Origin of the sequence: Thalassobaculum salexigens DSM 19539 (assembly GCF_000423805.1) — a bacterium.
In the GTDB taxonomy this organism is placed as follows: Bacteria; Pseudomonadota; Alphaproteobacteria; order Thalassobaculales; family Thalassobaculaceae; genus Thalassobaculum; species Thalassobaculum litoreum.
On the sequence record NZ_AUIR01000015.1, the window covers coordinates 15,956 to 42,881 of the forward strand.

General features: G+C 67.5%; 27 protein-coding genes. 14 read left to right on the forward strand and 13 right to left on the reverse strand.

The window, feature by feature from the left end:
• Positions 1–109: 109 nt before the first annotated feature.
• Genes phnN through phnG form a run of 9 tightly spaced genes read right to left on the reverse strand, consistent with a single transcriptional unit; the run spans position 110 to position 7,156 of the window.
• Positions 110–673 (reverse strand): phosphonate metabolism protein/1,5-bisphosphokinase (PRPP-forming) PhnN, encoded by a 564-nt coding sequence (gene phnN / locus G578_RS24580; protein WP_038013530.1) that lies wholly within the window; start codon positions 671–673, stop codon positions 110–112.
• Between the two features lie 7 nt (positions 674–680).
• Entirely contained in the window at positions 681–1,316 is a 636-nt protein-coding gene (locus tag G578_RS0103935; protein ID WP_051243877.1) for a DapH/DapD/GlmU-related protein, read from the reverse strand.
• Positions 1,316–2,461: an alpha-D-ribose 1-methylphosphonate 5-triphosphate diphosphatase gene (locus tag G578_RS0103940; RefSeq protein WP_028793149.1), complete on the reverse strand. Its 1,146-nt coding sequence runs from the start codon at positions 2,459–2,461 to the stop codon at positions 1,316–1,318. The genes G578_RS0103935 and G578_RS0103940 overlap by 1 nt, the downstream gene beginning before the upstream one ends.
• The gene (gene phnL, locus G578_RS0103945; RefSeq protein WP_028793150.1) at positions 2,458–3,171 is read right to left on the reverse strand and encodes a phosphonate C-P lyase system protein PhnL; all 714 of its coding nucleotides are present in this window, start codon (positions 3,169–3,171) and stop codon (positions 2,458–2,460) included. Before phnL ends, G578_RS0103940 begins: the two co-directional genes overlap by 4 nt.
• Before the next feature lie 4 nt (positions 3,172–3,175).
• Positions 3,176–3,973: a phosphonate C-P lyase system protein PhnK gene (phnK, locus tag G578_RS0103950; RefSeq protein WP_342664891.1), complete on the reverse strand. Its 798-nt coding sequence runs from the start codon at positions 3,971–3,973 to the stop codon at positions 3,176–3,178.
• Positions 3,970–4,950 (reverse strand): alpha-D-ribose 1-methylphosphonate 5-phosphate C-P-lyase PhnJ, encoded by a 981-nt coding sequence (locus G578_RS24585; RefSeq protein WP_084618678.1) that lies wholly within the window; start codon positions 4,948–4,950, stop codon positions 3,970–3,972. Before G578_RS24585 ends, phnK begins: the two co-directional genes overlap by 4 nt.
• 11 nt (positions 4,951–4,961) lie before the next feature.
• On the reverse strand, positions 4,962–6,071 hold the full coding sequence (locus G578_RS0103960) for a carbon-phosphorus lyase complex subunit (protein ID WP_028793152.1): 1,110 nt from the start codon (positions 6,069–6,071) through the stop codon (positions 4,962–4,964).
• 3 nt (positions 6,072–6,074) lie between these two features.
• Positions 6,075–6,671: a phosphonate C-P lyase system protein PhnH gene (gene phnH / locus G578_RS0103965; protein WP_038013533.1), complete on the reverse strand. Its 597-nt coding sequence runs from the start codon at positions 6,669–6,671 to the stop codon at positions 6,075–6,077.
• A 2-nt stretch (positions 6,672–6,673) separates the two neighbouring features.
• Positions 6,674–7,156, reverse strand: a complete 483-nt coding sequence (gene phnG / locus G578_RS0103970) for a phosphonate C-P lyase system protein PhnG (RefSeq protein ID WP_028793154.1) — start codon at positions 7,154–7,156, stop codon at positions 6,674–6,676.
• A 111-nt stretch (positions 7,157–7,267) separates the two neighbouring features.
• On the opposite strand from phnG, the gene phnF reads away from it, so the two are divergent.
• Both phnF and G578_RS0103980 read left to right on the forward strand, forming a co-directional pair.
• A complete protein-coding gene (phnF, locus tag G578_RS24590; protein ID WP_038013537.1) occupies positions 7,268–8,026 on the forward strand; it encodes a phosphonate metabolism transcriptional regulator PhnF in 759 nt (252 codons plus the stop codon).
• A 120-nt stretch (positions 8,027–8,146) separates the two neighbouring features.
• Entirely contained in the window at positions 8,147–9,448 is a 1,302-nt protein-coding gene (locus G578_RS0103980; RefSeq protein ID WP_038013540.1) for a pentapeptide repeat-containing protein, read from the forward strand.
• Positions 9,449–9,484: 36 nt separating this feature from the next.
• On the opposite strand, the gene G578_RS0103985 is transcribed toward G578_RS0103980, so the two are convergent.
• Positions 9,485–10,918 carry an aldehyde dehydrogenase family protein gene (locus G578_RS0103985; RefSeq protein ID WP_211228866.1) on the reverse strand — a complete coding sequence of 478 codons (1,434 nt, stop codon included), beginning with the start codon at positions 10,916–10,918 and terminating at the stop codon, positions 9,485–9,487.
• A 219-nt stretch (positions 10,919–11,137) separates the two neighbouring features.
• Here G578_RS0103985 and G578_RS0103990 point away from each other — a divergent pair, with 219 nt between their 5' ends.
• The 11 genes from G578_RS0103990 (at position 11,138) to G578_RS0104040 (ending at position 23,599) form a co-directional block, all read left to right on the forward strand.
• Complete coding sequence (locus tag G578_RS0103990; protein WP_211228867.1) at positions 11,138–12,445, forward strand: ABC transporter substrate-binding protein; 1,308 nt, start codon at positions 11,138–11,140, stop codon at positions 12,443–12,445.
• 142 nt (positions 12,446–12,587) lie between these two features.
• The gene (locus G578_RS0103995; protein ID WP_028793158.1) at positions 12,588–13,484 is read left to right on the forward strand and encodes a branched-chain amino acid ABC transporter permease; all 897 of its coding nucleotides are present in this window, start codon (positions 12,588–12,590) and stop codon (positions 13,482–13,484) included.
• 9 nt (positions 13,485–13,493) lie between these two features.
• Positions 13,494–14,489 (forward strand): branched-chain amino acid ABC transporter permease, encoded by a 996-nt coding sequence (locus tag G578_RS24595; protein ID WP_038013542.1) that lies wholly within the window; start codon positions 13,494–13,496, stop codon positions 14,487–14,489.
• Complete coding sequence (locus tag G578_RS24600; protein WP_051243880.1) at positions 14,486–15,295, forward strand: ABC transporter ATP-binding protein; 810 nt, start codon at positions 14,486–14,488, stop codon at positions 15,293–15,295. The genes G578_RS24595 and G578_RS24600 overlap by 4 nt, the downstream gene beginning before the upstream one ends.
• Positions 15,288–15,932: an ABC transporter ATP-binding protein gene (locus G578_RS0104010; protein WP_028793159.1), complete on the forward strand. Its 645-nt coding sequence runs from the start codon at positions 15,288–15,290 to the stop codon at positions 15,930–15,932. The genes G578_RS24600 and G578_RS0104010 overlap by 8 nt, the downstream gene beginning before the upstream one ends.
• Positions 15,933–15,970: 38 nt before the next feature.
• Complete coding sequence (locus G578_RS0104015) at positions 15,971–16,642, forward strand: hypothetical protein (protein WP_028793160.1); 672 nt, start codon at positions 15,971–15,973, stop codon at positions 16,640–16,642.
• On the forward strand, positions 16,617–18,323 hold the full coding sequence (locus tag G578_RS0104020) for a thiamine pyrophosphate-binding protein (protein ID WP_028793161.1): 1,707 nt from the start codon (positions 16,617–16,619) through the stop codon (positions 18,321–18,323). The genes G578_RS0104015 and G578_RS0104020 overlap by 26 nt, the downstream gene beginning before the upstream one ends.
• A gap of 153 nt (positions 18,324–18,476) precedes the next feature.
• Entirely contained in the window at positions 18,477–19,253 is a 777-nt protein-coding gene (locus tag G578_RS0104025) for an SDR family NAD(P)-dependent oxidoreductase (RefSeq protein WP_028793162.1), read from the forward strand.
• A gap of 58 nt (positions 19,254–19,311) precedes the next feature.
• Positions 19,312–21,972, forward strand: a complete 2,661-nt coding sequence (gene pepN, locus G578_RS0104030) for an aminopeptidase N (protein ID WP_038013544.1) — start codon at positions 19,312–19,314, stop codon at positions 21,970–21,972.
• A gap of 27 nt (positions 21,973–21,999) precedes the next feature.
• Entirely contained in the window at positions 22,000–22,698 is a 699-nt protein-coding gene (locus G578_RS0104035) for an aspartate/glutamate racemase family protein (RefSeq protein ID WP_028793164.1), read from the forward strand.
• A 13-nt stretch (positions 22,699–22,711) separates the two neighbouring features.
• On the forward strand, positions 22,712–23,599 hold the full coding sequence (locus G578_RS0104040) for a polysaccharide deacetylase family protein (protein WP_028793165.1): 888 nt from the start codon (positions 22,712–22,714) through the stop codon (positions 23,597–23,599).
• Positions 23,600–23,768: 169 nt separating this feature from the next.
• Here the strand turns inward: G578_RS0104040 and G578_RS0104045 are convergent, their stop codons facing one another.
• A complete protein-coding gene (locus G578_RS0104045) occupies positions 23,769–24,011 on the reverse strand; it encodes an Lrp/AsnC ligand binding domain-containing protein (protein WP_028793166.1) in 243 nt (80 codons plus the stop codon).
• A gap of 125 nt (positions 24,012–24,136) precedes the next feature.
• A complete protein-coding gene (locus G578_RS0104050; protein ID WP_028793167.1) occupies positions 24,137–25,684 on the reverse strand; it encodes a DEAD/DEAH box helicase in 1,548 nt (515 codons plus the stop codon).
• A 134-nt stretch (positions 25,685–25,818) separates the two neighbouring features.
• Here G578_RS0104050 and G578_RS0104055 point away from each other — a divergent pair, with 134 nt between their 5' ends.
• On the forward strand, positions 25,819–26,367 hold the full coding sequence (locus G578_RS0104055; protein WP_028793168.1) for an isochorismatase family protein: 549 nt from the start codon (positions 25,819–25,821) through the stop codon (positions 26,365–26,367).
• Here the strand turns inward: G578_RS0104055 and G578_RS0104060 are convergent, their stop codons facing one another.
• Complete coding sequence (locus G578_RS0104060; RefSeq protein ID WP_028793169.1) at positions 26,368–26,838, reverse strand: flavodoxin family protein; 471 nt, start codon at positions 26,836–26,838, stop codon at positions 26,368–26,370.
• Between the last annotated feature and the right edge of the window lie 88 nt (positions 26,839–26,926).

Sequence of the window (26,926 nt, forward strand, 5' to 3'; positions counted from 1 at the left end):
ATCACGCTGTTCAATGTGTGCAGGGAGGTGGATACGCGTGGCCGGCAAAACGCCCGTGACAGCCCTGTTAAGTTTCAGAGAGGTCCGGGTGACGGTTTGATGACGGCCGTCAGCCGGTGAGGGATGCCGCGGCGTCCAGGGCGGCGAGGAAACGGGCGACCGCCGTCTCAACCGTATCGTCGTTGACCACCTGGAAGACATGCGGTCCGGAGACCGGCACGGCGGCGGCGCGGGCGACCCGGGCGTCGATCTGCTCGGCCGTCTCTCGCCCACGGGCGGCTAGGCGCAGGCGCAGCACGTCCTCGGGCACCGACAGGCTGACCACGGCGGTCGGCGGGAAGCCGTCTCGGGCCTCGGCGATCACCGAGCGCGACACGTTCACCACCACCGAGGTGCCGCGCGTCAGGTGGTCGGCAATCGCGGTCGGCACGCCGTAGAACAGCTCGTGGGCGCCCCAGGACAGGGCATAGGCGCTCGCCGCCTGCCGGCTCTTGAAGGTGGCGGTGTCGACGGGATTATGGTCCTCGCCGCCGGCCTCGGCCGGGCGGGTGATGTCGCGTTGGGGGAAGTGAAAGCGGGGATCGTCCGCCAGCGCCGCCTTGGCCGCGTCGATCAGCGTGTCCTTGCCGGACCCGGACGGTCCGACGACCAGGATGAGCGTGCCGCGTGCCATTCGACCGTCAGACCGCGTATTTGTCGGAAAAGGCCTCGGCGTCGAGCGACCGGAAGTCCTCCATACGCTCGCGCAGCAGGTCGTGGCTCCAGTCCCACCAGGCGATCGCGCGCAGCTTCTCCTCCGCCGCCTCCGACACCCGGCGGCGCAGGACGCGGGCCGGGTTGCCGACGACGATGGTGTAGGCCGGCACGTCCTTGGTGACGATGGCGCCGGAGCCGATGATGGCACCGTCGCCGACGCTCACCCCGGCCATGATCACCGCGCCGTGGCCGATCCAGGTGTCATGGCCGATGGTGCAGTGATGGTCGCGGCGCCAGTCGAAGAACTCCCCGTCATCCTCGCCCAGGTCGTAGGAGGCCGAGCGGTACATGAAGTGGTGCAGGCTGGCCCGCCAGTGCGGGTGGTTGCCCGGGTTGATGCGGGTGTGGGAGGCGATGTTCGCGAACTTGCCGACCGTGGTGTAGATGATCTGGCTGTCGGAGACGACGTAGCTGTAGTCGCCGAAGCTGCTCTCCACCACGCTGGTGCGCGCGCCGACCTCGGTCCAGGCGCCGAAGGTGCTATCCTGCACATGGGCCTCAGGATGGATCAGCGGGCCGTCGGCTTTCAGCTTCTTCGGGCTCGGTTTCAGGGCGTCCATCACAGCACCCGCATCCCTTCGCGCCAAACCCGCCGCACCGCCGGCACCCCGTCCGGCAGGGCCCTGAAGCGCACCAAGTCGGCGCGCTTACCCGAAGCGATCCGGCCCCGGTCGTCCATGCCCACCATATCCGCAGGATTGCCGGTGACCGTCGCCAGCGCCTTCGGGAGCGCGATGCCGTGCTGGCTGGTCAGCAGCAGCGCGCCGTGCAGCAGGCTCGCCGGCACGTAGTCGCTGGACAGGGCGTCGAGTACGCCGGCCTCGGCCAAGTCGCCGGCAGAGACGTTGCCGGAATGGGAGCCGCCGCGGACCACGTTCGGCCCGCCCATGATGGTGCGCAGGCCCTTGGCGTGGGCGGCCTTGGCGGCTTCCATGGTGGTGGGGAACTCGCTGATGGTCAGGCCCATCTCCGCCGCCTCGTCGACATGCTCGACGGTGGCATCGTCGTGGCTGGCGATCGGATAGCCGGCCTCGCGCGCCATCTCCACCAGGATCCGGCGGTGCTTGTCGGAATACAGCGCCTGGGCCTCCTTGCGGTCGATGATCATCTGCTCGAAGGCGGCATCGTCCAGGTGGTGGCGGCCCTTGTAGTAGACCCGCAGCTTTTCCAGGTTCACGAACTGGCGCTGGCCGGGGGTATGGTCCATGAGCGAGACCAGCTTCACCAGCGGGTCGTTCTTGAACGGCTCGAACAGGGTCAGCACGTCCTTGTGCGCCACCTCGCAGCGCATGTGCAGGTGGTGGTCGGCGCGCAGCAGCCCGTCGGCCCGGAAGGCGTGGATCGCCTCGGAGGATTCCCGCACCAGATAGTCGCGCACGTCTTCGCTCAGCGTGCCGCCGACGGCGATGGCGTCGAGCACGGTGGTGATGCCGGAGGCGACCACCTGGGCGTCATGGGCGAGCAGGGCCGAGGAGGTCGGCCATTTGACCTTCGGGCGCGGCTGGACGTGCTTCTCCAGGTTGTCGGTATGCAGCTCCACCAGCCCGGCGCAGAGGTAGTCGCCCTCCAGGTCCTCGGCGGCCGTGGTGCCGGTGCCGCCGTTGCTCACATCGGCGATGCGGCCGTTCTCGATGCGGAGGGTGCCGTGGACGATCTCGTCGTCGAGAACGATCTGCGCGTTGGTCAGGGTGAGGGCGTGGTTCATGCGGCCTGTCTCGCTTCGGTGACGTCGTAGGACCGGGTGCCGACGGCGGCGCGCACCTCGGCATCGTGGAAGATCCCGATGATCGCGGCGCCGCGGCCCTTGGCCTCGTTGATCAGCGCGATCACGGTCTCGCGGTTGTCCTTGTCCAGCGAGGCGGTCGGCTCGTCCAGCAGCAGAATCGGGTAGTCCTGCACGAAGGTCATGGCGATGTTCACCCGCTGCTGCTCGCCGCCGGAGAAGGTGGAGGGCGGCAGCGACCAGAGCGCCTCGGGAATGCGCAGACGGGTGAGGATCGTTTCGGCGCGCTTGCGGGCGGCCTCCTCGGTCAGGCCCTGTCCGATCAGCGGCTCGCTGACCAGATCCAGGGTCGCGACGCGTGGGATCACCCGGAGGAACTGGCTGACATAGCCCAGCGTGTCGCGGCGGACCTCCATGATCTGGAACGGGCGGGCGGCGCAGAGATCCACCCAGGCCTCGCCGTGGCGCACGTAGATCGACCCCGCCTGCGGCTTGTAGTTGGCGTAGAGCGAGCGCAGCAGGGTCGATTTGCCGGAGCCGGAGGGACCGGCGAGGATCACGCATTCGCCCTGGCGGGCGGTGAACTCCACCTTCTCGAACACGTCGATCTTCACCCCGCCCTGATTGTGCAGGACGAAATGCTTCGACAGGCCCTGGGCATGGAGCATCACGGTGTCGTCGAATTGGGTCATGGCATCACACCGGAAGGATCGAGGAGACGAGGAGCTGGGTGTAGGGGTGCTGCGGGTCGTCGAGCACCTGGTCGGTCAGGCCGCTCTCCACCACGTTGCCGCCCTTCATCACCATCAGCCGGTGCGACAGCAGCCGCACCACGCCGAGATCGTGGGTCACGATCACGCAGGCGATGCCGAGGGTCCGCACCAGGCCGCGCACCAGGTCGAGCAGGCGGGCCTGCACCGACACGTCGAGGCCGGAGGTCGGCTCGTCCATGAACACCAGCCGCGGCTTGGTCACCAGGTTGCGGGCGATCTGCAGGCGCTGCTGCATGCCGCCGGAGAAGGTGTGCGGCATGTCGTCGATACGGCCGATATCCATCTCCACCCGCTCCAGCCAGTCGACCGCCTCCGACCGGATATGGCCGTAATGCCGGTCGCCGATCGCCATCAGCCGCTCGCCCACATTGGCGCCGGCGGAGACCCGCATGCGCAAGCCGTCGCGCGGGTTCTGATAGACGATGCCCCAGTCGGTGCGCATCAGCAGACGTCGGCGCGCCTCGCTCATGCGGAACAGGTCGATGAGGCCGGCGTCGCGGGTCTCGTATTCCACCGAGCCTTCGGTCGGCTCCATCTGGCCGGAGACGCATTTCAGCAGGGTGGTCTTGCCGGAGCCGGACTCCCCGACGATGCCGAGCACCTCGCCCGGATACAGGTCGAAGGACACGTCGCGGCAGCCGATATGCGGGCCGTAGCGATGGGTCAGCCCGCGCACCTGCAGCAGCGGGTCGGGCATCCGGAAAGCGGGGGCGGCGGTCATTGCTTGTCTCCTGCGGGCTCGTCTCCTGCCGGCGCGTCTCCTGCGGGGATCTGGTTGCGCGCGGCATAGGCGGGGTCGCCGCCGTCGCCCACATGGCCGGCCTCGCGACGCTGCTCGCAGTAGTCGCTGTCGGAGCAGACGTACATCTTGCCGCCCTTGTCGTCGGTCACGACCTCGTCCAGGTAGCTGTCGCCGGCGCCGCAGAGCGCGCAGCACTGGTCCCAGGTCTCGATGGTGAAGGGGTGATCCTCGAAATCCAGAGACTTCACCCGTGTATAGGGCGGCACCGCGTAGATCCGCTTCTCCCGCCCGGCGCCGAAGAGCTGCAGGGCCGGCATCCGGTCCATCTTCGGGTTGTCGAATTTCGGGATCGGGCTCGGCGACATCACGTAGCGGCCGTTCACCCGGACCGGGTAGTTGTAGGACTTGGTGATGCGGCCGTACTTGGCGATGTCCTCGTAGAGGCTCACATGCATCGCGCCGTATTCCTCCAGCGCGTGCATCTTGCGGGTCTCGGTCTCGCGGGGCTCCAGCCAGCGCAGGGGCTCCGGGATCGGCACCTGATAGACCAGGATCTGATCCTCGCTCAGCGGCGTCTCCGGGATGCGGTGGCGGGTCTGGATCACCGAGGCCTCCACCGTCTTCTCCGTCGTCGCCACGCCGGCGGTCTTGGCGAAGAAGCTGCGGATGTTGACGGCGTTGGTGGTGTCGTCGGCGCCCTGGTCGATGACCTTCAGGGTGTCGTCCGGTCCGATCACGGCGGCGGTGACCTGGATGCCGCCGGTGCCCCAGCCGTAGGGCAGCGGCATCTCGCGCGAGCCGAAGGGCACCTGATAGCCGGGGACGGCCACGCCCTTGAGGATCGCGCGGCGGATCATCCGCTTCGTCTGCTCGTCCAGATACGCGAAGTTGTAGCCGGTCGCGGCGCGCGTCTCGGCGGCGGCGGTGCGGCTCGGGTGGTCGATCACGTCAGCCATTCTTCTATTCCTCATTCCGCCGCGTCGGAGACGGTGTCGCTGTCTTCGGCGCGTTGTTCGAACGCCTTGCGCAGGGCCCGCACGGTGACCAGCTCGGCCTGGAAGTCGACGTAGTGCGGCAGCTTCAGGTGCTGAACGAAGCCGGACGCCTCCACATTGTCGGAATGGGCCATGACGAACTCCTCGTCCTGGGCCGGGGCGTCGATGTGTTCGTCGAACTCGCGCGCCCGCAACGCCCGGTCGACCAGCGCCATGGACATCGCCTTGCGCTCGCAATGGCCGAAGGTCAGGCCGTAGCCCTGCGTGAACTGCGGCGGCTGGGTGGCCGAGCCCTTGAACTGGTTGATCATCTGGCACTCGGTCACGGTGATCTCGCCGATCTCGATCGGGAAGCCGAGCTCCTCCGGCGCGAATTCGACCGCGACCTCGCCCATGCGGATCTCGCCGGCGAAGGGGTGGTTGTTGCCGTAGCCGCGCTGGGTCGAATAGCCGAGCGCCAGCAGGAAGCCCTCGTCGCCGCGCGCCAGGTTCTGCAGCCGGGCGGCGCGTTCCGCCGGATAGCGCGGCGAGTTGCGGGTCAGATCGACGACCGGGTCGTTCGGATGGTCCGGCTGCTCGGTCTCGATCAGGCCTTCGTAGTTCAGGATTTCGGTGACCCTGGGCATGCCGCCTTCGACGGGCGCCTCGGCGATCTCGGCGGCCGGCCGGTTGTCGCCGGCGGCCAGCGCGAAATCGAGCAGCCGGTGGGTGTAGTCGAAGCTCGGCCCCAGCACCTGGCCGCCCGGCAGATCCTTGTAGGTGGCGGAGATCCGGCGGCGCACGTTCATCTCGGCGGTGTCGATCGGCTCGCCATCGCCGAAGCGGGGCAGGGTGGTGCGATAGGCGCGCAGCAGGAAGATCGCCTCCTGCAGATCGCCGCGGGCCTGCTTGATCGCCAGCGCGGCCAGTTCGGGATCGTAGAGCGAGCCCTCGGTCATCACCCGGTCGACGGCGAGGCTCATCTGCTCTCGGATCTGATCGAGGCTTAGCTCGGGAACCTTGGGGTTGCCCCGGCGCTCCTCGGCCAGCAGCTTCTGGGAATTCGCGATGGCCTTCTCGCCACCCTTGACGGCGACATACATGGCTCAGGCCTCCGTGACGGTGGTGGTGCGGGGCAGGGCGGCGAGCGTGGCGCCGTCCACCAGGATCAGGTCGATACCGCAGGGGAACAGAACCCCGTTCTCCATCCACTCGCGCCAGACCCCGGATCGCAGGCCGGAGACGGCGAGGCGGTGGGTGTCCTCGATGCCGGGGCCGCTCAGGGTGAGACCGTCGCCGGCCGCAAGCCCGCCGGTCTGGACGATCACCGTGGTCGAGGTCTCCGGATAGGCGTCGTCGCCGATCGCGTAGCCGCCAAGCGACGGCAGTTTGGCAGCCGAGGCGATGGCGAAGGCGGCCTTGGCGCGGTCGTCGACGATCGGGCAGCCGCAATGGAACTTCAGGAAGGTCTCCGCCGCCTGGGAGCGCAGGTCCGGCGCGATCCACAAAGGCGTGTCCTGATCCACCAGGGCGAGGCAGACCGCCGCGGTGGCCGGCGCCAGCGGGGCGGGGACGTCTTCCAGCAGGGCGAGGGTCCGCAGCCTGCCGGGCCGCGCCATGGTGTCGAGCACGGCGCGGAACGTGGCCTGGGAGTCGAGGACCGGGTCGCGGAAGCCCGGCTTGATGTCGGTCATCGGTGCCATGGTCAGCTCTCCCGCACGAGGGTGAAGAAATCGACCTTGGTCGATGCCGCCTTCTGGCCGCGTTCCCGCTTCGCCGCGTCCTGGCGCAGACTCAGCGGAGCGATTACCGCCCGTTCCAGCGCCTCGCGGCGCGACGGCGTCTGCATGATCGCGTCGACCACCGCCGCCAGCTCGGCGTGCCGCTTGTTGCGGCCCATGACGTAACCGAAGCCGACAGCCCCGTAGTCGAGCTGCACGGCGCAGCGGGTGACCGTCACCTCGCCGATGTTGAACCGGGCACCGGTGCCGCCGGCGCGGCCGCGGGCCATGACCATGCCGACCTCCGGCGCGCGGATCACCGTCCAGGCCGGCTTGGAGGGCAGGTTGTTCCAGAGCGAATCCAGATCGCCGAACTCCGCCTTGGCGAGGGCGGACATCCAGCGCTGGCGCGCGCGGCGTTCCGCACTTTGTTCCGGGGAGCAGGCTGTGGGGCGTTTCGAGGTCATCGACGAATTTCCAATTTGTCTAGACATCCAGACTTATTGAGCGCAATATGATCAACAAATCCGCGGCTGTAAAGCCGTCGATGATTAAGCTTTCGTGACGGGAGGACCTGCGTGACCGCGATCGATCGGGATTCCGGACTGGCGGTTTGGCGGCAGATCGAGGAGACGCTCGCCGAGGAGATCCGCAGCCGTCGCTGGACGGAGGGCCAGCGGCTGCCGACGGAGGCGGAGCTGTCGCAGCGCTTCGGCGTGAACCGCCACACCCTGCGCCGGGCGGTCTCGGCCCTGGTCGACCGCGGGCTGGTGCGGGTGGAGCAGGGGCGCGGCGCGTTCGTACGCGAGAACGTGCTGGAATACCTGGTCGGACAGCGCACCCGGTTCACCGAGAACGTCCGCCGCGCCAACCGGTCGGCCAGCGGCCGGCTGCTGTCCTTCAAACGGATGCGGGCGCCGAAGGATGTGGCCGAGGTTCTGCGGCTGACCCCGGGGACCGCGGTCCTGCAGGTGGAGACGGTCAATCAGGTGGATGACCGCCCTCTGTCCGTCGGTGCCCACTGGTTTCCGGCGAAACGATTCCCGGATTTCCAGGAGGTCTACGACGCCACCCACTCCATCACCCGGGTGATGGAACATCACGGCATCCCGAACTATGCCCGCGCCGTGACCAAGGTGACGGCCCGCATGCCGGATGTGACCGAAGCCGAGGTGCTGGGGCAGCCGCGCAACCGTCCCGTGCTTTACGTCGAGGCGGTTAATGTCGATCCCGACGGTGTCCCGGTTCAGCTGTCCCATGTGAGATATGCCGCAGACCGCTTCCAGATGGTGTTCGAAACTCTCTCCGAAGGCGCCAAGTACTTTGAAGGCGACTGAAAATGTCTGCAGTGCTGCAGGTTATGCGGTACAGTAAAAGATAGCGTATCCTCGGCCGGATACCCGAAGATGCGCGATCCGGCCACAGCCGGGGATAGTAGGGATCCAAGGAGAAGGCGCTTGGCATTCGACCCAAGCAATGTGGACTGGAAACTCGCCGACATCATCAGGAAGCATGTCAACTTCCTGAACAACTATGGTGACGGCAAGCGGGCGGACCTGCGCGGTTATCAGCAACGGGGCGCGCTGCTGAACGGTGTGGACCTTCGCCGCGCGCTCATCAGTAACGCCGATTTCCGCGGCGCCCAGTTCGTCGGCGCCAACCTCTCGGAGGCTTCGCTCGCCGGCACGCAGCTCCGCGCGGCGGACCTGACCGGGGCGAAGCTGGTGAAGACCGATTTCCGCGGGGCCGACCTGGAACAGGCCCGCCTTTCCTCCGCCGACCTGACCGACGCCGATTTCCGGTCCACCAAGATCGGCGCAAAGAAGGGCGAGGAGACGGTCACCAATCTCGGCGGCGCCGACCTGGAGAATGCCCGGGCCGTGCGCACCAATCTGGGCCGCGCCAACATGATGGGCGTCACGGCGAGCGGCGCGCATTTCGACGGCTGCACCATGGACGCGACCAACCTGAAGGGCGCGATCCTGACCGGTGCCACCTTCGAGAATTCCAGCCTGCGCGGCGCCAATCTGCAGGACGTGAACTTCGCCGACGCCCGGCTCGCCAATACCGACCTGACCGGGGCCGACCTGCGGTCCTGTCACCTCGACGGTGCGGACATGTCCGGCGCCGACCTGTCCGACTGCGTGATCGCCTCGGACATGGAGGCATTGGACGCCGACGTGCGCGACTTGCTGGTCCGGCATTTCGCCTGGATCAGTTCCGGTGGCCGCAAGGGCGCGCCGGCCGATTTCTCCGGCCGTAACCTGGAGGGCGTGAACTTCTCCGGCGCCGATCTGTCGGCGGCGGATTTCACCGGTGCCAATCTGAACCGCGCCAACCTGCGGCGCTGCTCGTTCCGATTCACCAAGTTCACCACCGCCAGCCTCGCCGGCGCGCAGATTCAGCGCAGCGACCTGCGCGGCGCCAATTTCCGCAACGCCATCCTCGACGAGGCCAATTTCCAGGCGGCCGTGCTGACACCGATGCGGGTGGTCGATCCACGCTCGGGGGAGGAGAAGGGGATCTGGGCGGCGGATCTGTCCGGGGCCAAGGCGACCGGCGCCAATTTCCAGCGCGTCGATTTCACGTCGGCCAACCTGTCGGGGGCGGTGCTGGACGGCTGCGACCTGTCCCACGCACACCTAGCCGAGTGCACGATCGACGGGACCAGTTTCGAGAATGCCAATCTGGACCGCACCCGGATGCCGTCGGCCGAGACGGAGGCGGCCCAGAATACGGCTGCGGCCGACGCCCACTGACGCCGGCCGCTCCGTAACGAAGGGGGTCGGAAAGCCTTACGGCTGGATGTAGGCGGTCTTCACCGTGGTGTAGAACTCCGCGGCGTAGCGGCCCTGCTCGCGCGGACCGTAGCTGGAGCCCTTCCGGCCGCCGAACGGTACGTGATAGTCGACGCCCGCCGTCGGCAGATTGACCATGACCATGCCGGCCTCGGCGTTCCGCTTGAAGTCACTGGCGAGTTTCAGCGACGTCGTGGCGATGCCGGAGGACAGGCCGAAGCTGGTGTCGTTGGCGACGGCCAGGGCCTCGTCGTAGTCCTTCACCCGGATGACCGACGCCACCGGACCGAAGATCTCCTCGCGGTTGATCCGCATGTCGTTCGTGGTCTCGGTGAACAGGGCCGGCTTCATGTAATAGCCGTCCTTCGAGAGCGTCAGGCGGTCGCCGCCGATCAGCTTCGCTCCTTCCTTGCGGCCGATCTCCAGGTAGTCCATGTCCTGCTTGAGCTGGTTCTCGTCGACCACCGGACCGATCTCGGTGCCCTCGGCGAGCGCATCGTCGACCTTGAGGGTGCCGATGCGGTCGGACATCGCCTTGACGAACTTGTCGTGGATGCCCTCCGTCACGATCAGGCGCGAGGACGCGGTGCAGCGCTGGCCGGTGGAGAAGAAGGCGCTGTTGACCGCGCAGTTGACCGCGACATTGAGATCGGCGTCGTCGAGCACGACGAACGGGTTCTTGCCGCCCATCTCGAGCTGGACCTTGGCCAGACGGCCCGCACAGGTCGCCGCCACGTGCTTGCCGGTCTCCACCGACCCGGTGAAGCTGATGGCACCCAGCGCGTCGGCGTTGAGGATCGCCTCGCCGACGACGGAGCCGCGGCCCATCACCAGGTTGAACACACCCTCCGGCAGGCCGGCGCGCGACAGGATCTCGGCCAGCGCCCAGGCGCAGCCCGGGACCAGATCGGCCGGCTTGAACACCACGCAGTTGCCGTAGGCCAGGGCCGGGGCGATCTTCCAGGCCGGGATGGCGATCGGGAAGTTCCACGGCGTGATGATGCCGACGATGCCGACCGGCTCGCGGGTGATCTCGACCTCGACGCCCGGCCGCACGCTGGCGAGCTTCTCGCCCTGGATGCGCAGGGCCTCGCCGGCGAAGAACTTGAAGATCTGCGCCGCACGGGTCGCCTCGCCGATGCCTTCCGGCAGGGTCTTGCCTTCCTCGCGGGAGAGCAGGCGGCCGAGTTCCTCGCGCCGCGCCATGATCTCGTTGCCGACGAACTCCAGGACGTCGTAGCGCTGCTGCGGCGTGGAGCGATTCCAGCCATGGGCCGCCGCCTTGGCGGCATCGACGGCTGCTGCGACCCCGGTGGCGTCGGCCTGCGCATAGCTGCCGATGACGTCCTTAAGATCGGACGGATTCACGTTGTCCTTGGCGGTGGCGCCGTCGGTCCATTTGCCACCGATATAGTTCTGCTGCACGCCCATGTGCTTTCTCCCTTCAGGGGTTCAGAAGCATTTGGGAGACTGAGGTAACCCTCCGGCCGGGCCCATGCAAGCGGTCCTCTACGTTGCATCGCAGCGAAGAGCATGGTTACCCTTGCACGAACCGCGGCCTCGCGGAGCCGAGAAGACGGGCGAGACGACCCCGCTTCCGCGACGCCGATTCCGTAACGGGCTTCACCGTTTGAGAGAGGGAAAGATCGCATGAAACCAATGAGATATGCTGGTGTTGTTGGCGCCGGCCTGGCTGCTGCGTTTGCGCTGTCCGCGCCGGCGTCGGTGGCGGCGAAGGACACCGTATCGCTCGGAATCGTTGCGTTCCTGTCCGGTCCGGCGGCGGGTCCGTACGGCGTTCCCGGGCGCAATGGCGCCGAGATGGTCATCGAGGCCATCAACCAGGGAACGCTTCCCGCACCCTACGACACCAAGGGGTTCGCAGGCGCGACCGTGGAGGCCGAGTACATCGATGAATCCGGCGGCAACACCAAGCAGGTCTCCGAGTACCGCAACCTGGTGCAGAAGCGCGAGGTCGACGCGGTCGTCGGCTACGTGTCCTCCGGATCCTGCGCGGCCATCGCGCCGGTCGCCGAGGAACTGCAGAAGCTGACGGTCATGGCGGTCTGCGGCACGCCCCGGATCTTCGAGGAAGCGCCGCGCGAGTACGTGTTCCGGACCATGAGCCACGCCACGGCCGACAACATCGCCGCGGCGCATTACGTCAAGGAGATGATGCCGGACGTGAAGTCCTACACCGGCATCAACCAGAACTACGCCTGGGGGCAGGACAGCTGGCGCGACTTCTCGCTGGCCATGACCGACGTCATGCCGGACGCCAAGGTCTCCGACAAGCCGCAGTTCCCGAAGATCTTCGCCGGCCAGTACGGGTCGGAGATCTCGGCGCTGTCGCTGGACGACGCCGAGCTGGTGCATTCCTCGTTCTGGGGCGGCGATTTCGAGGCCTTCATCCTGCAGGCGACGCCGCGCGGCTTCTTCCAGCAGAAGAAGGTGGTGCTCACCGTCGGCGGCGTCAGCGCCTACCGGCTCGGCAAGCGCCTGCCGGACGGCGTGGCGATCGGCAGCCGCGGTCCGTACGGCATCCTGGTCCGCGACCGCGACACGCCGCTGAACACCTGGTTCGTCGAGACCTACAAGGAAGCCTATGGCGAGTATCCGTCGGGTGCGGCCTATCAGTACGCCCAGGCGATCCTCGCCACCAAGATCGCCTATGACAAGGCGGCCGAGGCGGCCGGTTCGTTCCCGGACGAGAAGCAGGTGCGCGACGCGCTGACCGGGCTGGAGTTCGAGAGCTTCGCGGCGCCGGTGAAGATGGCGCTGGGCAACGGGCACCAGGCGATCACCGAGCACATGTACGGCATCGTGCAGTGGAACGAGGATGCCGGCGAGCTCGGCCTGCGCGACGTGAAGGTCTATCCGGCCGAATGCGTCATGCCGCCGGCCGACAAGACCAGCGTCGAGTGGATCGAAGCCGGCATGCCGGGCGCCAAGTGCTGAGCGCCTGATCAAGCGGCCTGACTCTGCCGCCTGATTTTACAGCGCGAGTGACGGCGCCCGGCGCCGTCACTCTTTCGTTGGATCCTTTGTCTCACCGCCGGCGGCCCCGGACTTCGTGGCAGCCCCGGCCGGGTATCGTCCTATGAACCTAGCACTGACAATTCTGGTCGAGGGATTGGGCTACGCGTCCTATCTGTTCATCGTCTCTCTCGGCCTGACGATCATCTTCGGCGTGCTGAAGATCCTGAACGTCGCCCACGGGGCGTTCTACGCCTGGGGGGCCTATTCCTGCGCCTTCCTGATCGGCGAGCTCTCGACGATGGGTGTGTCCGACCTCGGCACCATGATCGCGATCCCGATCGCCGCCCTGGTGGTCGGCGTGGTGCTCGGCTCGGCCATCGAGCGGACCATCATCCGCAACCTCTACGGCCGCGACGAGGTGATCATCGTGCTGGCGACCTTCGGGCTGTTCCTGGTGCTGGAGGACGTCATCCTGCTGGTGTTCGGCGTCGACCCGTATTTCGCGTTCCAGCCGACCCTGGCGATGCCGGGCGTGCAGATCGGCGGCATCTACCAGGACGGCTACAAGCTGACGATGATCGCCCTCAGCCTCGTCGTCGGGCTGATCTCCTGGATCGTCCTGAACCGCACCCATTGGGGCAAGCTGGTCTCCGCGATCATCTTCGACAGCGAGCTCGCCGTCGCCATGGGCGTCAACGTGCGCCGCGTCTTCTACGTCGTCTTCGTCGCCGGCGCGGTGCTCGGCGCGTTGGGCGGGGCCTATATCGCGCCGACGATCTCGGTCTCCCCCGGCTTTGGCGTCGAGGTCATCGTGCTGTCCTTCGCAGTGGTGGTGATCGGCGGCATGGGCAGCATCGGCGGTGCCGCCATCGGGGCGCTGATGGTCGGCCTGCTGCGCGCCTACGCGGTGCTGCAATGGCCCGAGATCGAGCTGTTCGTGGTCTATGCCGTCATGGCCGCGGTCCTGATCTTCCGCCCGGAGGGCCTGTTCGCCCCCGCCAAAGCCCGCAAGATCTGAGGGCCCGAGATGACACAGTTCATGGACCGCACCGTGATCGGCCTCACCCTCGGTTTCGCCCTTGTCGCCCTGCTCGGCGTTTTCGTTCTGCCGGACTGGCTGATGAGCCAGGTCCTGATCGCCTTCTCCCGCGCGCTCGCCGTGCTCGGCCTCGTCGTGCTGTGGCGCACCGGGCTGATCTCCTTCGGTCACGCCCTGTATTTCGGCCTCGGCGCCTATACGGTGGCGATGCTCGGCAAGGATCTCGGCGTGACCGAGGTATTGATCACCCTGCCGGCCGCGGGGCTGGTGGCGGCGGTCGTCGGCTTCGCGCTCGGCTTCATCATCCGCAAATACCGCGAGATCTTCTTCGCCATGCTGAACCTCGCCTTCTCCATGGTGCTGTTCGGCATCCTGGTGAAGACCGAGGCGCTCGGCTCGACCGACGGGTTCAGCGTCGAGCAGCCGACCCTGTTCGGCATCGGGACGGAGGACTCGACCGTCAAGCTGACGGTGCTGTTCCTCGCGGTCTGCGCCGTCGGCTGGCTGTCCGCCGTGCTGGTGCACCGCTATCTGGGCTCGGTCCTGGGCAGCCTGACCACGGCGGTGCGCGACAACGAGATCCGCGTCGAGTATCTCGGCTACTCGGTAGCCCAGGCGATCCACGGCAAATACGTGATGTCGGCCGCGCTCACCGGCCTCGCCGGCGGATTCACGGCGCTGGCGCTCGGACAGGTCGATCCGGAATCGATGGTGAACTGGACCGTCTCGGGCGAGCTGGTCTTCGTCACCGTGCTGTCCGGGCCGGGCAGCGTGGCGGCACCCTTCATCGGCTCCCTGCTGTTCGAACTGCTGCGGACTTACGCCTTCGAACTGGTGCCCTATGCCTGGCAGCTGATCGTCGGCGGTACCCTGCTGGCCGTGATCTTCTTCCTGCCGGGCGGCCTGTGGTCCCTGATCTCCAAGCTCGGCGGCCGTGACCGGGCGGCACAGCCGGGCGGTAACCGGGGGGAGGGCGAGCGATGACCGCCATTCTGGAGGCGAGCGACCTCAACAAGACCTTCGGCGCGGTGACGGCGGCCAAGGACATCAACATCGCCGTCGCCCGCGACGAGATCGTCGGCATCATCGGCGCCAACGGGGCCGGCAAGACCACGTTCGTGAATATGGTCACCGGCTGGCTGACGCCGACATCGGGGGCCATCCGGTTCGACGGCCGGGACATCACCGGACTCGCGCCGCGCCGGATCACCCGGCTGGGCATCTGCCGGTCGTTCCAGGTGGCCCAGGTGTTCATGACCGCCACGGTGTTCGACAACCTGATGATCGCGCTCGGCATCGCCGACAGCCACGGACTGGCGGTGCTGAAGCCGTTGCGCCTGGCCGAGCGCGAGGCGCGGGCGGACGCAATCCTGCGGCGCTACCGGATCCACGAGTACCGCGACCAGGTCGCCAGCACGCTGCCCCAGGGCATCCGCAAGCTGCTCGACATTGCCATGGCCATGGTGGCCGAGCCGAAGATCCTGCTGCTGGACGAGCCGACCTCCGGCATCTCGGTGGAGGAGAAGTTCGGCCTGATGGACATCGTCATGTCGGCGCTGAAGGAGGACGGGGTGACCGTGCTGTTCGTCGAGCACGACATGGAGATCGTCGAGCGCTATGTCGGCCGGGTGCTCGCCTTCTATCAGGGCGAGATCATCTGCGACGCGCCGCCGGCGCAGGCGCTGATCGACCCCAAGGTCATCGAATTCGTCATCGGCGACGAGCCGCAGGGGCAGGCGATGCGCGAGCGGGCCGGACTGGCTCCGGCGGGGGAGGGGAGCGATGCTTGACGTTCAGGGGCTCGATGTCGATATCGGCCCGATCCCGATCCTGCGGCAGGTCTCGCTGCAGGTGCCGACCGGGGCCATGTGCGGGCTGATCGGCCGCAATGGGGCGGGCAAGACCACTTTCATGCGCAGCGTCATGGGCCTGCTGGCCGCCTCGGCCGGCAGCATCGGCTTCGACCACCACGATCTGGTCAAGGTGGCCGACTTCAAGCGTGCGCATTTCGGAATTGGTTACATGCCGGAGGACCGCAAGCTGGTGCCGTCCCTGACGGCCGAGGAGAACATCCTGCTGCCGGTCTGGTCGACCGAGATCCCCGATGCCGAGGACCGGCTGGCCTGGGTCTACAAGCTGATGCCGGAAGTCGCGGATTTCCGGGCGCGCGCATCCACCAGCCTGTCCGGCGGGCAGCAGAAGCTGGTGGCCCTGGCCCGCGCGCTGATGGTGGGCGAGCGGCTGCTGCTTCTGGACGAGCCGACCGAGGGCATCGCGCCGGTTCTGGCGCGGCGAATTGTCGAGGTTCTATCGGATTTGAAACAAGAGGGGTTGTCGGTCCTCATCGCCGAGTCCAACGATACACATCTGCACGGTCTGCTCGATCGCACCTACGTGATCGAACGCGGGAGCGTGCAGGACCAGTGATTGATAACGAAGACCGCAAGGGTCTCAGGGAGGAAGCGATGTCGAGAACGGGGTACAAACTCCGCCACATCGTCGATCGGCTGGCTCCGGGGGCGGCGTATTTCGAGCCCCTGCCGGCACTCAACCGCGTTCTGTACTGCCGCGAGGGATCCTTCGCGGTGGTCGGCAAGGAAGACGAGACGGTCGGCGAGGATCGGGCCTGGTTCGGGTCCGGCAGCGTCACGGTACAGGCGGGGGACGACGGCGCGGTGATCTGGCGCTACGAGCTGGCGGACAGCGGTTCGTCGGCGAAGATGGCGGCCGGCACCGGAGTTTCGTCGGTGCTCACGCTTGAATCCGAGATCGAGGGGCCCGATCCCTCCGGCGACTGGATCCTGCGCTGCGACGGGGTGAAGTTCCCGATGGGCGGCCAGGCGTTCTCGCATATCCACCAGGGTCCGGGCATCCGCTGCCTGCGCGAGGGTAAGATCCGGATCGAGACGGCGGGCCGGACCAGGGAATACCAGCCGGGCGACGCCTGGTTCGAGCCGGGGCCGGAGCCGGTCTTCGCCCAGGCCTGCTCGGAGCGCTGCACCTCCTTCGTCCGGGTCATGGTGCTGCCCGCCGAGCTGCGTGGTAAGAGCTCCATCCAATACGTCAATCCGGACGACATCGATAAACCTAAGTCACAGCGGTACCAGCATTATGTCGACGAACCCATCGAGCACTGAGCAACGACGCAACGCCGGCAAGATCGGCGGTCACATCCTGGTTGAGAGCCTGCGCGCCCATGGCGCCGACCTCGCCTTCGCGGTCCCGGGCGAGAGCTATCTCGCCGTGCTCGACGGTCTGGTCGACGCGCCGGAGATCAAGACGATCGTGTGCCGCCAGGAAGGCGGGGCCGCGATGATGGCCGAGGCCTATGGCAAGCTGACCGGCAAGCCGGGCATCTGCATGGTCACCCGTGGACCGGGCGCCACCAATGCCAGCGCCGGCGTCCACATCGCCATGCAGGACAGCACCCCGATGATCCTGCTGGTCGGCCAGGTCGGCCGCGAGATGTTCGACCGCGAGGCCTTCCAGGAGCTCGACTATCGCCGCATGTTCGGCCAGATGGCCAAGTGGGTGGCGCAGATCGACGATCCGGCCCGCATTCCCGAGTACGTCAGCCGCGCGTTCCATGTCGCCACCTCCGGCCGACCGGGACCCGTGGTTCTGGCGCTGCCCGAGGACATGCTGACCGAGCGGGCGGAGACCGGCGATTTCGACCGCTACAAGCGCACCGAGCCCCATGTGGGCGCGGAGGACATGGCCCGGTTCCGCGAGCTGCTGGCCAAGGCGAAGACGCCGCTGGTGATCATCGGCGGCGGCGGCTGGGATGAGGGTGTTGCCGCCGACGTGGCGCGCTTCGCCGAGGCCAACAATCTGCCGGTCGGCGCCTCGTTCCGTTGCCAGGATTATCTCGACAACCGGCACCCGAACTATGTCGGCCATGTGGGCATCGGCATCGATCCGAAGCTCGGTGCCCGGGTCCGGGACTCCGACCTTCTGATCGTGGTCGGCTCCCGCCTGGGCGAGATGACCACCAGCGGCTACACGCTGCTCGACATCCCGCGGCCGCGCCAGGGCCTGGTCCATGTCCATGCCGGCTCCGACGAGCTCGGTCAGGTCTACCAGGGAGACCTGCTGATCAACGCCAGCCAGCGCAGCTTCTTCAAGGCGGCCGCCGCCCTGGAGCCGGTGGACAGCTCGGCCTGGGCCGAGGACACCAAGGTCGCGCGCTCGGAGTACGAGGCGACCCGCACCGTGCTGCACGGCCCGGGCGACGTGCAGATGGCCGAGATCGTGAAGTATCTCGACGAGATGCTGCCGGAGGATTCGATCATCACCAACGGCGCCGGCAACTACGCCACCTGGGTGCACCGCTACTACGGCTACAAGGCGTGGCGCAGCTGCCTGGCGCCGACCTGCGGCTCCATGGGCTATGGGGTGCCGGCGGGCGTGGCGGCCAAGCTGGTGCATCCGGAGCGTACGGTGATCTCGTTCAATGGCGATGGCTGCTACATGATGCACGGCCAGGAGCTGGCCACGGCGGTGCAGTACGGCGTGAACACCATCTTCATCGTGGTGAACAACGGCATGTACGGCACCATCCGCATGCACCAGGAGCGCGAGTATCCGGGGCGTGTCAGCGCTACGGGGCTGAAGAACCCGGATTTCGCCGCCCTGGCGCGCGCCTACGGGGCGCATGGCGAGACGGTGACCCGCACCGCCGACTTCGCCCAGGCCTTTGAGCGGGCCAAGGCGGCGGGCACGCCGGCCCTGATCGAGATCCAGGTCGATCCGGAAGCCCTCACCATCGCCAAGTCGCTGTCCTCGATCCGCGAGACCGCCCTGGCGGCGGGGCTGTAACTTCCTATCTCTTCTACGTCATCCCGATGAACCCCGGGCGCGACCCGGGGTTCGGCCGGGACCGGGTACAGAACAGCTCAGCAAGATCCCGGGCAGCCCCCGGAAACGTCCGGGGTCTCCCGGGATGACGGAGAGAATTCGACGGGAGCCCCCATGCGCCTCGCCAACCGAACTGCCATCGTCACGGGTGCCGCCGGCGGCATCGGCAAGGCCATCGCCCTCCGGTTCGCCCAGGAAGGGGCGAGCGTGATCGTCGCCGACCTCACCGAGGAGCCGCGCGAGGGCGGCATGCCGACGGTCGATGCGATCATCGAGGCCGGCGGCACGGCCGAGTTTCTCAAATGCGACGTCACCAGACCGGCCGACCTTGAGGCCGCCGTGGCCCGCGCGGTCGAGATCGGCGGGCGGCTCGACGTCATCGTGAACAACGCCGCCATCGGCACCGACACGCCGCTGCACGAGACCTCGGAGGAGGATTTCGACCGGGTCATGGCGGTCAACGCCAAGGGTGTCTTCCTCGGCTGCCGCGCCGCTGTCCGCCAGATGATGGGGCAGGATCCGCAGGGCGACGGGGAGGTCCGGGGACGGATCGTCAACATCTCCTCCCAGCACGGCATGATCCGCGCGCCCCATGATTTCGCCTACGGAGTGGGCAAGGCCGCCGTGGTCTACATGACCCGGCAGATCGCCGGCGACTATGCCGGGCACGGCATCGTCTGCAACGCCGTAGCACCCGGCAAGATCCTGACCGGCAAGTCCGGCCGTGCCATCGCCCCGGAAATGCTGGAGTACTCCCACAGCCGCACCCCCTGGCCGCGCCTTGGCCGGCCGTTGGACGTGGCGAATGCGGCCCTGTTCCTGGCCAGCGACGAGGCGAGCTACATTACCGGCGAGAACCTGATGGTGGATGGCGGCTGGATGGCAAACTGAGGCCGCCGACCCACATAGGTTTCTCCAACCGACTGGACTGAACCCCCCGAGGATCCCGATGGACCGCGCCGACGCCGCCGTGAAGACCGACCCGAGCACGATCTTCCTGAAGGACTACACCCCGCCGACCCACCTGATCGACACGATCGAGCTCACCGTCCGTCTGAACGACGACGTCACCACCGTGTCCAGCAGGCTGGTCGGCCGGCGCAACCCGGCGTCGGGTTCCGGTCCGGCGGACCTCTATCTCGACGGCGAGGACCAGGAACTGGTCTCGCTCACCCTGGACGGCCGCACGCTGGAGAAGGGCGACTGGCGCCAGAAGCCGGAGGGGATCGTCGTCCCCGGCATCGCCGGCGATTTCACCTTAGAGGTGGAAGGTCGGATCAAGCCGCAGGACAACACCCGGCTGGAGGGCCTGTACAAGGCCGGCGGCATGTACTGCACCCAGTGCGAGGCGGAAGGCTTTCGCCGCATCACCTATTTCCCCGACCGGCCCGACGTGATGGCCGTCTATACCGTGCGGATCGAGGCCGACAAGGCGCGCTACCCGGTGCTGCTGTCCAACGGCAATCGGATCGAGACGGGCGACCTTGAGGAGGGCCGCCACTACGCCGTGTGGCACGACCCGTTCCGCAAGCCTGCCTATCTCTTCGCCATGGTGGCCGGCGACCTCATGGTCGACCGCGACAGCTTCACCACCCGCTCGGGCCGCGAGGTGGCGCTGGAGATCTATGTCGAGCCGGGCAACGAGGGTCGCACCGGCCATGCCATGGATTCGCTGAAGCGCTCCATGGCCTGGGACGAGGAGGTGTACGGGTTCGAGTACGATCTCGACATCTTCATGATCGTCGCCGTTTCTTCATTCAATATGGGAGCAATGGAGAATAAGGGGCTGAATATATTTAATGATAAATTCATCCTGGCCGATCTCTCCACGGCGACCGACGCCGACTTCCAGCGCATCGAGGCGATCGTCGCGCATGAGTATTTCCACAACTGGACCGGCAACCGCATCACCTGCCGCGACTGGTTCCAGCTCTCCCTGAAGGAGGGGCTGACGGTCTTCCGCGACCAGGAATTCTCCGCCGACACCCATGACCGCGGGGTGAAACGGGTCGGCGACGTGCGCCTGCTGCGCGCCGCCCAGTTCCCCGAGGATGGCGGTCCGACCGCCCACCCGGTGCGCCCCGACAGCTATATCGAGATCAACAACTTCTACACCGTCACGGTCTACGAGAAGGGGGCCGAGGTGGTGCGGATGATCCACTCCCTGCTCGGCGCCGAGGCCTACCGCAAGGGCATCGACCTCTATGTCGAGCGCCATGACGGCCAGGCGGTGACCTGCGACGATTTCGTCGCCGCCATGCAGGATGCCAGCGGCATCGACCTGACCCGCTTCAAGCGCTGGTACGCCCAGGCCGGCACGCCGCGGGTCTCGGCCGATTGGCGCTACGACGAGGCCGCCCGCACCCTGACCCTCGACCTTGCCCAGACGACCGACCCGACCCCTGGCCAGCCGGACAAGCAGCCGGTGGTTATCCCGTTGCGCACGGCGCTGATCGGCGAGAACGGCCAGCGCCTGCCGCTGACCGTCGACGGCGAGGAGAGCGGCGACGAGACCGTGCTGGTGCTGGACGAGGCCGAGCGCCGCGTGACCTTCAGCGACGTGCCCAAGGGCGCGGTGCCGTCCCTGCTGCGCGGCTTCTCCGCTCCGGTGAAGTTGGACGCCGCCTGGAGCGATGCCGATCTCGGCTTCCTGGCGGCAACCGACGACGACCCGTTCTCGCGCTGGGAGGCGCTGCAGACCCTCGCCACCCGCGCCATCCTGGCTATGGTCGAGGCCAAGCGCGCCGGCCGACCGATGTCGCTGGACGCGGCGGTGGTCTCCGCCGTGCGCGACGGGCTGGAGGACGCGCGGCTGGAGCCGGCCTTCCTGGCCGAACTGCTGGCACTGCCGGGCGAGTCCATGCTGGGGCAGGCGATGGATGTCTGGCATGTGGACGCGGTGCACGAGGCCCGCGAGGACGCGATCCGGACCCTGGGCGACACGCTGTTCGACACCTGGCTGGCGCTTTACGACCGGCTGTCCGGCGAGACGGCGGCAGACGACCTCTCCACCGCCGCCATGGGGCGTCGGGCCCTGCGCAACCGGGCGCTGCAGTTCCTTGTCTCGTCCGGCCGGCCGGAAGGGCTGGCACGGGCGGCGGCGCAGGTGCAGGCGGCGGCGTCCATGACCGATGTCATGAGCGCGCTGGCGGCGCTGAACGACACCGATTGTCCGGAGCGTACCGAGGCGCTTCAGGCGTTCCACGACCGCTGGCAGGACAACCCGCTGGTCCTCGACAAGTGGTTCACCCTGGAGGCGTCCTCCGCCCTGCCGGGCACGCTGGACCGGGTGAAGGAACTGCAGTCCCATCCGCGCTTCGATCCGAAGAACCCGAACCGCATCCGGGCGCTCGTGGGCGGCTTCACCATGGGCAACCCGGTGCGCTTCCACGCCAGTGACGGCTCCGGCTATGCGTTCCTGGCGGACGAGGTGCTGCGCATCGACCAGCTCAATCCGCAGATCGCCTCACGCCTGTGCCAGCCGCTGGTGCGCTGGCGCCGGTTCGACGGCGAGCGGGCCAAGGCGATGACCGGTGCCTTGCGCCGGATCGTCGAGCAGCCCACTCTGTCGAAGGACGTCTTCGAGATCGCCTCGAAGGGCCTGTCCTGAGATCCGCTCTCCCGTGAGGACCCCGCCATGACCGGACGCATCATCGTCATCAATCCGAACTCCACCGAGGCCGTGACCGAGGCGATGGACCGGGCGCTGGATCCGCTGCGCCTGGCCGGCGCGCCGGAGATCGAGAGCGTGACGAACGCCAAAGGTCCGGCCGGGATCGAATGCCAAGCCCATGCCGACGACGTGTCGCGCGACATCCGCCGAATCATCGCCGAGCGCGATGCCGACGCGGCCGCCTTCGTCATCGCCTGCTTCTCCGACCCGGGCATCTACGCCGCCCGCGAGGCGACCAGCCGACCGGTCTTCGGGATCGCCGAGAGCGGGATGCTGACGGCCATGTCGCTGGGCGCCAAGGTCGGGGTGATCGCCATCCTCAGCCGCTCGGTGCCGCGTCACATGCGCTATTTCCGCGGCATCGGGGTGGAGGGAAGGGTGGCCGGCGACCGGGGCATCGAGCTCGGCGTCGTGGAACTGTCCGACGAGTCCAAGACCTTCGAGCGCATGGTTCAGGTCGGCACCACCCTGCGCGACACCGACGGCGCCAACGTCCTGGTCATGGGCTGTGCCGGCATGGCGCGCTACCGCGAGCGCCTCTCCGACCGGCTCGGCATCCCCGTGGTCGATCCGACCCAGGCGGCGGTCTCCATGGCGATCGGCGCGGTGATGCTGCGCCAGACCAACGGCCTTGCCGCCGCGCCGGCCATGGCTGCCGAGTAAGGCGCGCCGCCCGGTGCTCGCCGATCACGGCCGCTACGCCTATTCCGCCATCGAGAGCCGCGCCGCACCGGACTGGCCCGGCGGCAAGCGGCTGGCGGTCTACATCGCGCTGAACGTAGAGGTTTTCGGTTTCGGCGAGGGGCTGGGGGCGGAGCTGGCGCCGGGCGCGTCGGTCGGCATTCCGCAGCCCGACGTGCTGAACTATGCGTGGCGCGACTACGGCAACCGGGTCGGGGTTTGGCGGCTGCTCGACGAGTTCTACCGCCTGGAACTGCCGGTCAGCGTGCTCGCCAACAGCGAGACCTACACCGCCGCTCCCGGCATCATGGAGGCGTTCCGCAAGCGCGGCGACGAGGTGGTGGCCCACGGCCGCACCAACTCCGAACGCCAGGGCGTGCTGGACGAGGCGGGCGAGCGGGCACTGATCGCCGAGACCACCGAGGTGATCGCGCGCGAGGAGGGGCGGCCGCCCAAGGGCTGGCTCGGCCCCTGGATCTCCCAGAGCCGCGCCACTCCGGACCTGCTGGCTGAGGCCGGCTACGACTACCTGCTGGACTGGTGCCATGACGATCAGCCGGTCTGGATGGCGACCCGCGACGGCGGCCGCATCCTGTCGGTGCCCTATCCCCAGGAACTGAACGACATTCCGGCGGTGGTCGCCCGCAAGGTCGAGGGCCGCGCCTTCGCCGAGATGATCATCGACGGATTCGACGAGCAACTCGCGCAGTCCGCCAAGCAGCCGCTGGTGCTGGGGATCGCGCTGCATCCGTATATCGTCGGCCAGCCGCACCGGTTGCGGCCGCTGCGGGCGGCGTTGGAGCACATCGCGCGGCACCGCGACGACATCTGGCTCTGCGAGGCGGGCGAGATCGCCGCTCATTGGCGGGAACAGGCGGGGTAGGCCTGGCGCTCACCGGGACGACGATCGGATTCTAAACCCCGACCCGTCATTCCGGACGGCCCCGGACTTGATCCAGGCGCGGGCCGGAACCCAGCTCGAACGCTCAGGGGCGGCGCTTCGACGCGCCCGGGTGGGGTTGTTTAGAGGACGTCGATGGAAACGGAGCTCGCTACCCGAAGGCCTTGAACGTGATCAGCGTGAAGGTGTCCTTTACCCCGGGCAGGGTCTGGACGTTTTCGGTGACGAAGCGGCCGATATCGTGATCGTCGCCCAGATAGCACTTCATCAGCAGATCGTACTGGCCCGAGGTCGAGTAGACCTCGGAGACCTCCTCCACGTCGAGCACGGCGGCGTCGGCCACGTCATAGGCCTTGCCGAGCTCGCATTTGACCTGGATGAAGATGGTTTGCATGTCGGGTCACCGCGCGTTGCCGTCCACCGTCGAACCGGGGCGACCGCAGGATCGGTCAGCGGCCGGTTCGAATCAAGGGGCGGAACGGGAAACTGCCGTCTTGGAAACGACAGGGGAAGGGCGGCTCAGCCGCCCATCGCCTTCTTGGGCACCGGGCGCAGCACGAACGCCGGCACATCGTCGCCGAACCCGACGACGCGCGAGCTGTCGTCGCGACCGCCGCGCCGGCGCTTGTCCGGGAACTGCTCGACCACGCCGCCGCCGGTGACCGACGGCTCCCGCTCGGTCTTGGCCGCAGGGGCTTCGTTCTGGGTCGCTGCCTCCTTCTGGGGGGCGGCGTCCTTCTGCTGAGCCGTGTCCTTGCCGGCGGACCTGCGGCCGCCGCGGGACCGGCGCGAACGCTTCTCGCCCTCGGGCTTCTCCTCGGCCGCGGCGGTCGGACGCGTGTCCTCGGCTGCCTCAGGTGCTGCCTCGGGCTTCGCCTTATTCCTGGCGTTGTCGGCCTTCTTGGGGGCGGACTTCGCGGAAGCGCCGACCGGGTTGCCGTCGGCGTCGATCTCCGGGATGTCCTTCTTGATCAGGCGATGGACGGCAGCCAGGAACTTGGAGTCGTCCGACGTCGTCAGCGTGAAGGCGCGTCCGGTCATGCCGGCGCGGCCGGTACGGCCGATCCGGTGGATGTAGTCCTCGGCGTTGGAGGGCACGTCGAAGTTGAAGACGTGGCTCAGCCCCTTGATGTCGAGGCCGCGCGCGGCGACGTCGCTGCACACCACCAGGCGGGCTTCGTTGTTCTTGAACTTCTTCAGGGTCTCCATGCGCGCCGGCTGGGTCATGTCGCCGTGCAGCTGCACTGCGTCGAAGCCATGGCGCACCAGGGACCGGTGCAGGACGCCGATATCGCGCTTGCGGTTGCAGAAGATCAGCGCGCTTTCGACGTTCTCGCGGTTGATGATGTTGCGCAGGACGTCGCGCTTGTCCTTGGGATCGCAGCGCACCAGGTGCTGAGCGACCGTGTCCGCTGTGGAGGTCGGCGGGGCGACGGTCACTTCCTTCGGATTCATCAGGAACTTGTCGGCGATGCGCTTGATCTCCGGCGCCATGGTGGCGGAGAAGAACAGGGTCTGCCGGATGGTCGGCAGCAGCGACACGATCCGCTCGACGTCGGGGATGAACCCCATGTCCAGCATGCGGTCGGCCTCGTCGATGACCAGCACCTTGACGTCGGTCAGCAGCACCTTGCCCCGCTCGAAATGGTCGAGCAGGCGGCCCGGCGTGGCGATCAGCACATCGACGCCACGGTCCAGCTTGGACTCCTGATCGTCGAAGGATACACCCCCGATCAGCAGCGCCATCGTCAGCTTGGTGTTGGCACCGTACTTGGTGAAGTTCTCCGAAACCTGGGCAGCAAGCTCCCGGGTCGGCGCGATGATCAACGAGCGCGGCATGCGCGCCTTGGCGCGGCCTGCCGACAGGATGTCGATCATCGGAAGGGTAAAGGACGCCGTCTTGCCCGTGCCCGTCTGCGCGCATCCCAGCACGTCGCGGCCCATCAGGACATAAGGGATCGCCTTTTCCTGGATCGGGGTTGGGGTGGCGTAACCGGCTGAGGTAACAGCCTCAACAATCTCGTCCGAAAGGCCGAGATCGGCGAATGTTTTTTGTGTGTCTGACATGTCGGCTTAGGTTGTGGACTCTTCCGGTATCGTCCCGGTCGAGATGCGAGCGGACTATAAGGACAAAACCTTTCATGTCAATCCAAGAGACGCTGAAAGGCGCGGATTCATTGGCGATTAACGCAATTGACCGGATGTCATGTCCGGCTAAGTCTTGTTTCGTTCTTGTGATCGACGCCCAAGCCCGTCTGGTTCCGGCGATTTCGCGGAGGGATGACCTGGTTGCGGCCATGGATCGCCTGACCCGCGCCGCCCGGATTCTCGGCGTTCCGATCCGCGCCACCGAGCATTGTCCGGAGGCGATCGGGGCGACGGTTTCGCCGCTCGTCGACCGCCTCGGGTCGCACGAGGTCCTGGCCAAGCGTCATTTCGACGCGACCCGGGAGCCTGGGCTGGCCGATGCGCTGTCGGCGCTGGAGCGGCCGATCGCCGTGGTGGCGGGGGTGGAAGCCCATGTCTGCGTCGCCCAGACCGTCCTCGGGCTCGGCCGGCTGGGCTGGCGGGTGGCGGTGGTCGAGGATGCCTGCGGCAGCCGCCGGCCGGAGGACAGGGCCGTCGGTCTCGCCCGGCTGCGCGCCGCGGGGGCGGTGCCGGTGACCGTGGAGGCGCTGATCTTCGAATGGCTGGAGAACGCGGACCACCCGGCGTTCCGCGAGGCACTGGCGATCGTCAAGGAGAGTTGACTACAGAACACCGGCCTCCAGCCCGGCGGCCAGGTACAGGCCGAGCTCGCGGGCCTGCTCGAGGAACGCCTCGTCCCAATCGCCGCGGCACAGCAGCGGTTCCTGCACCGCCTTCCAGCGCAGGCCGGTGACGATGGTCTCCACCCCGCGCCGTGTGCCGGTGCCGTCATGGCCGGCGCGGATGTACAGCGCATAGGGCCGACCCTGAGTCTCTTCCAGGCAGGGGTAGTAGCAGCGGTCGAAGAAGTCCTTCAGCGCGCCGCTCATGTAGCCGAGGTTCTCCGTCGTCCCCAGGATGATGGCGTCGGCCGCCAGCACGTGTTCCGGTGTGGTGTCGAACGGCGACAGCACGACCACCTCGACCCCGTCCACGTCCTCGCTCCGTGCGCCTTCGACCACCGCGTCGCGCAGCCGCTGCGTGTTCGGCGAGGGGGCATGGGCAACGATCAGCAGACATTTGCGCTCGGTCATGGTCGACGGCATTGCATCACAGGGGCCGGAAGGTCAACGTGTCGTCGCCCGGATGCCCGCCGGCACGCCCGAAAATTGGATCGTGGGA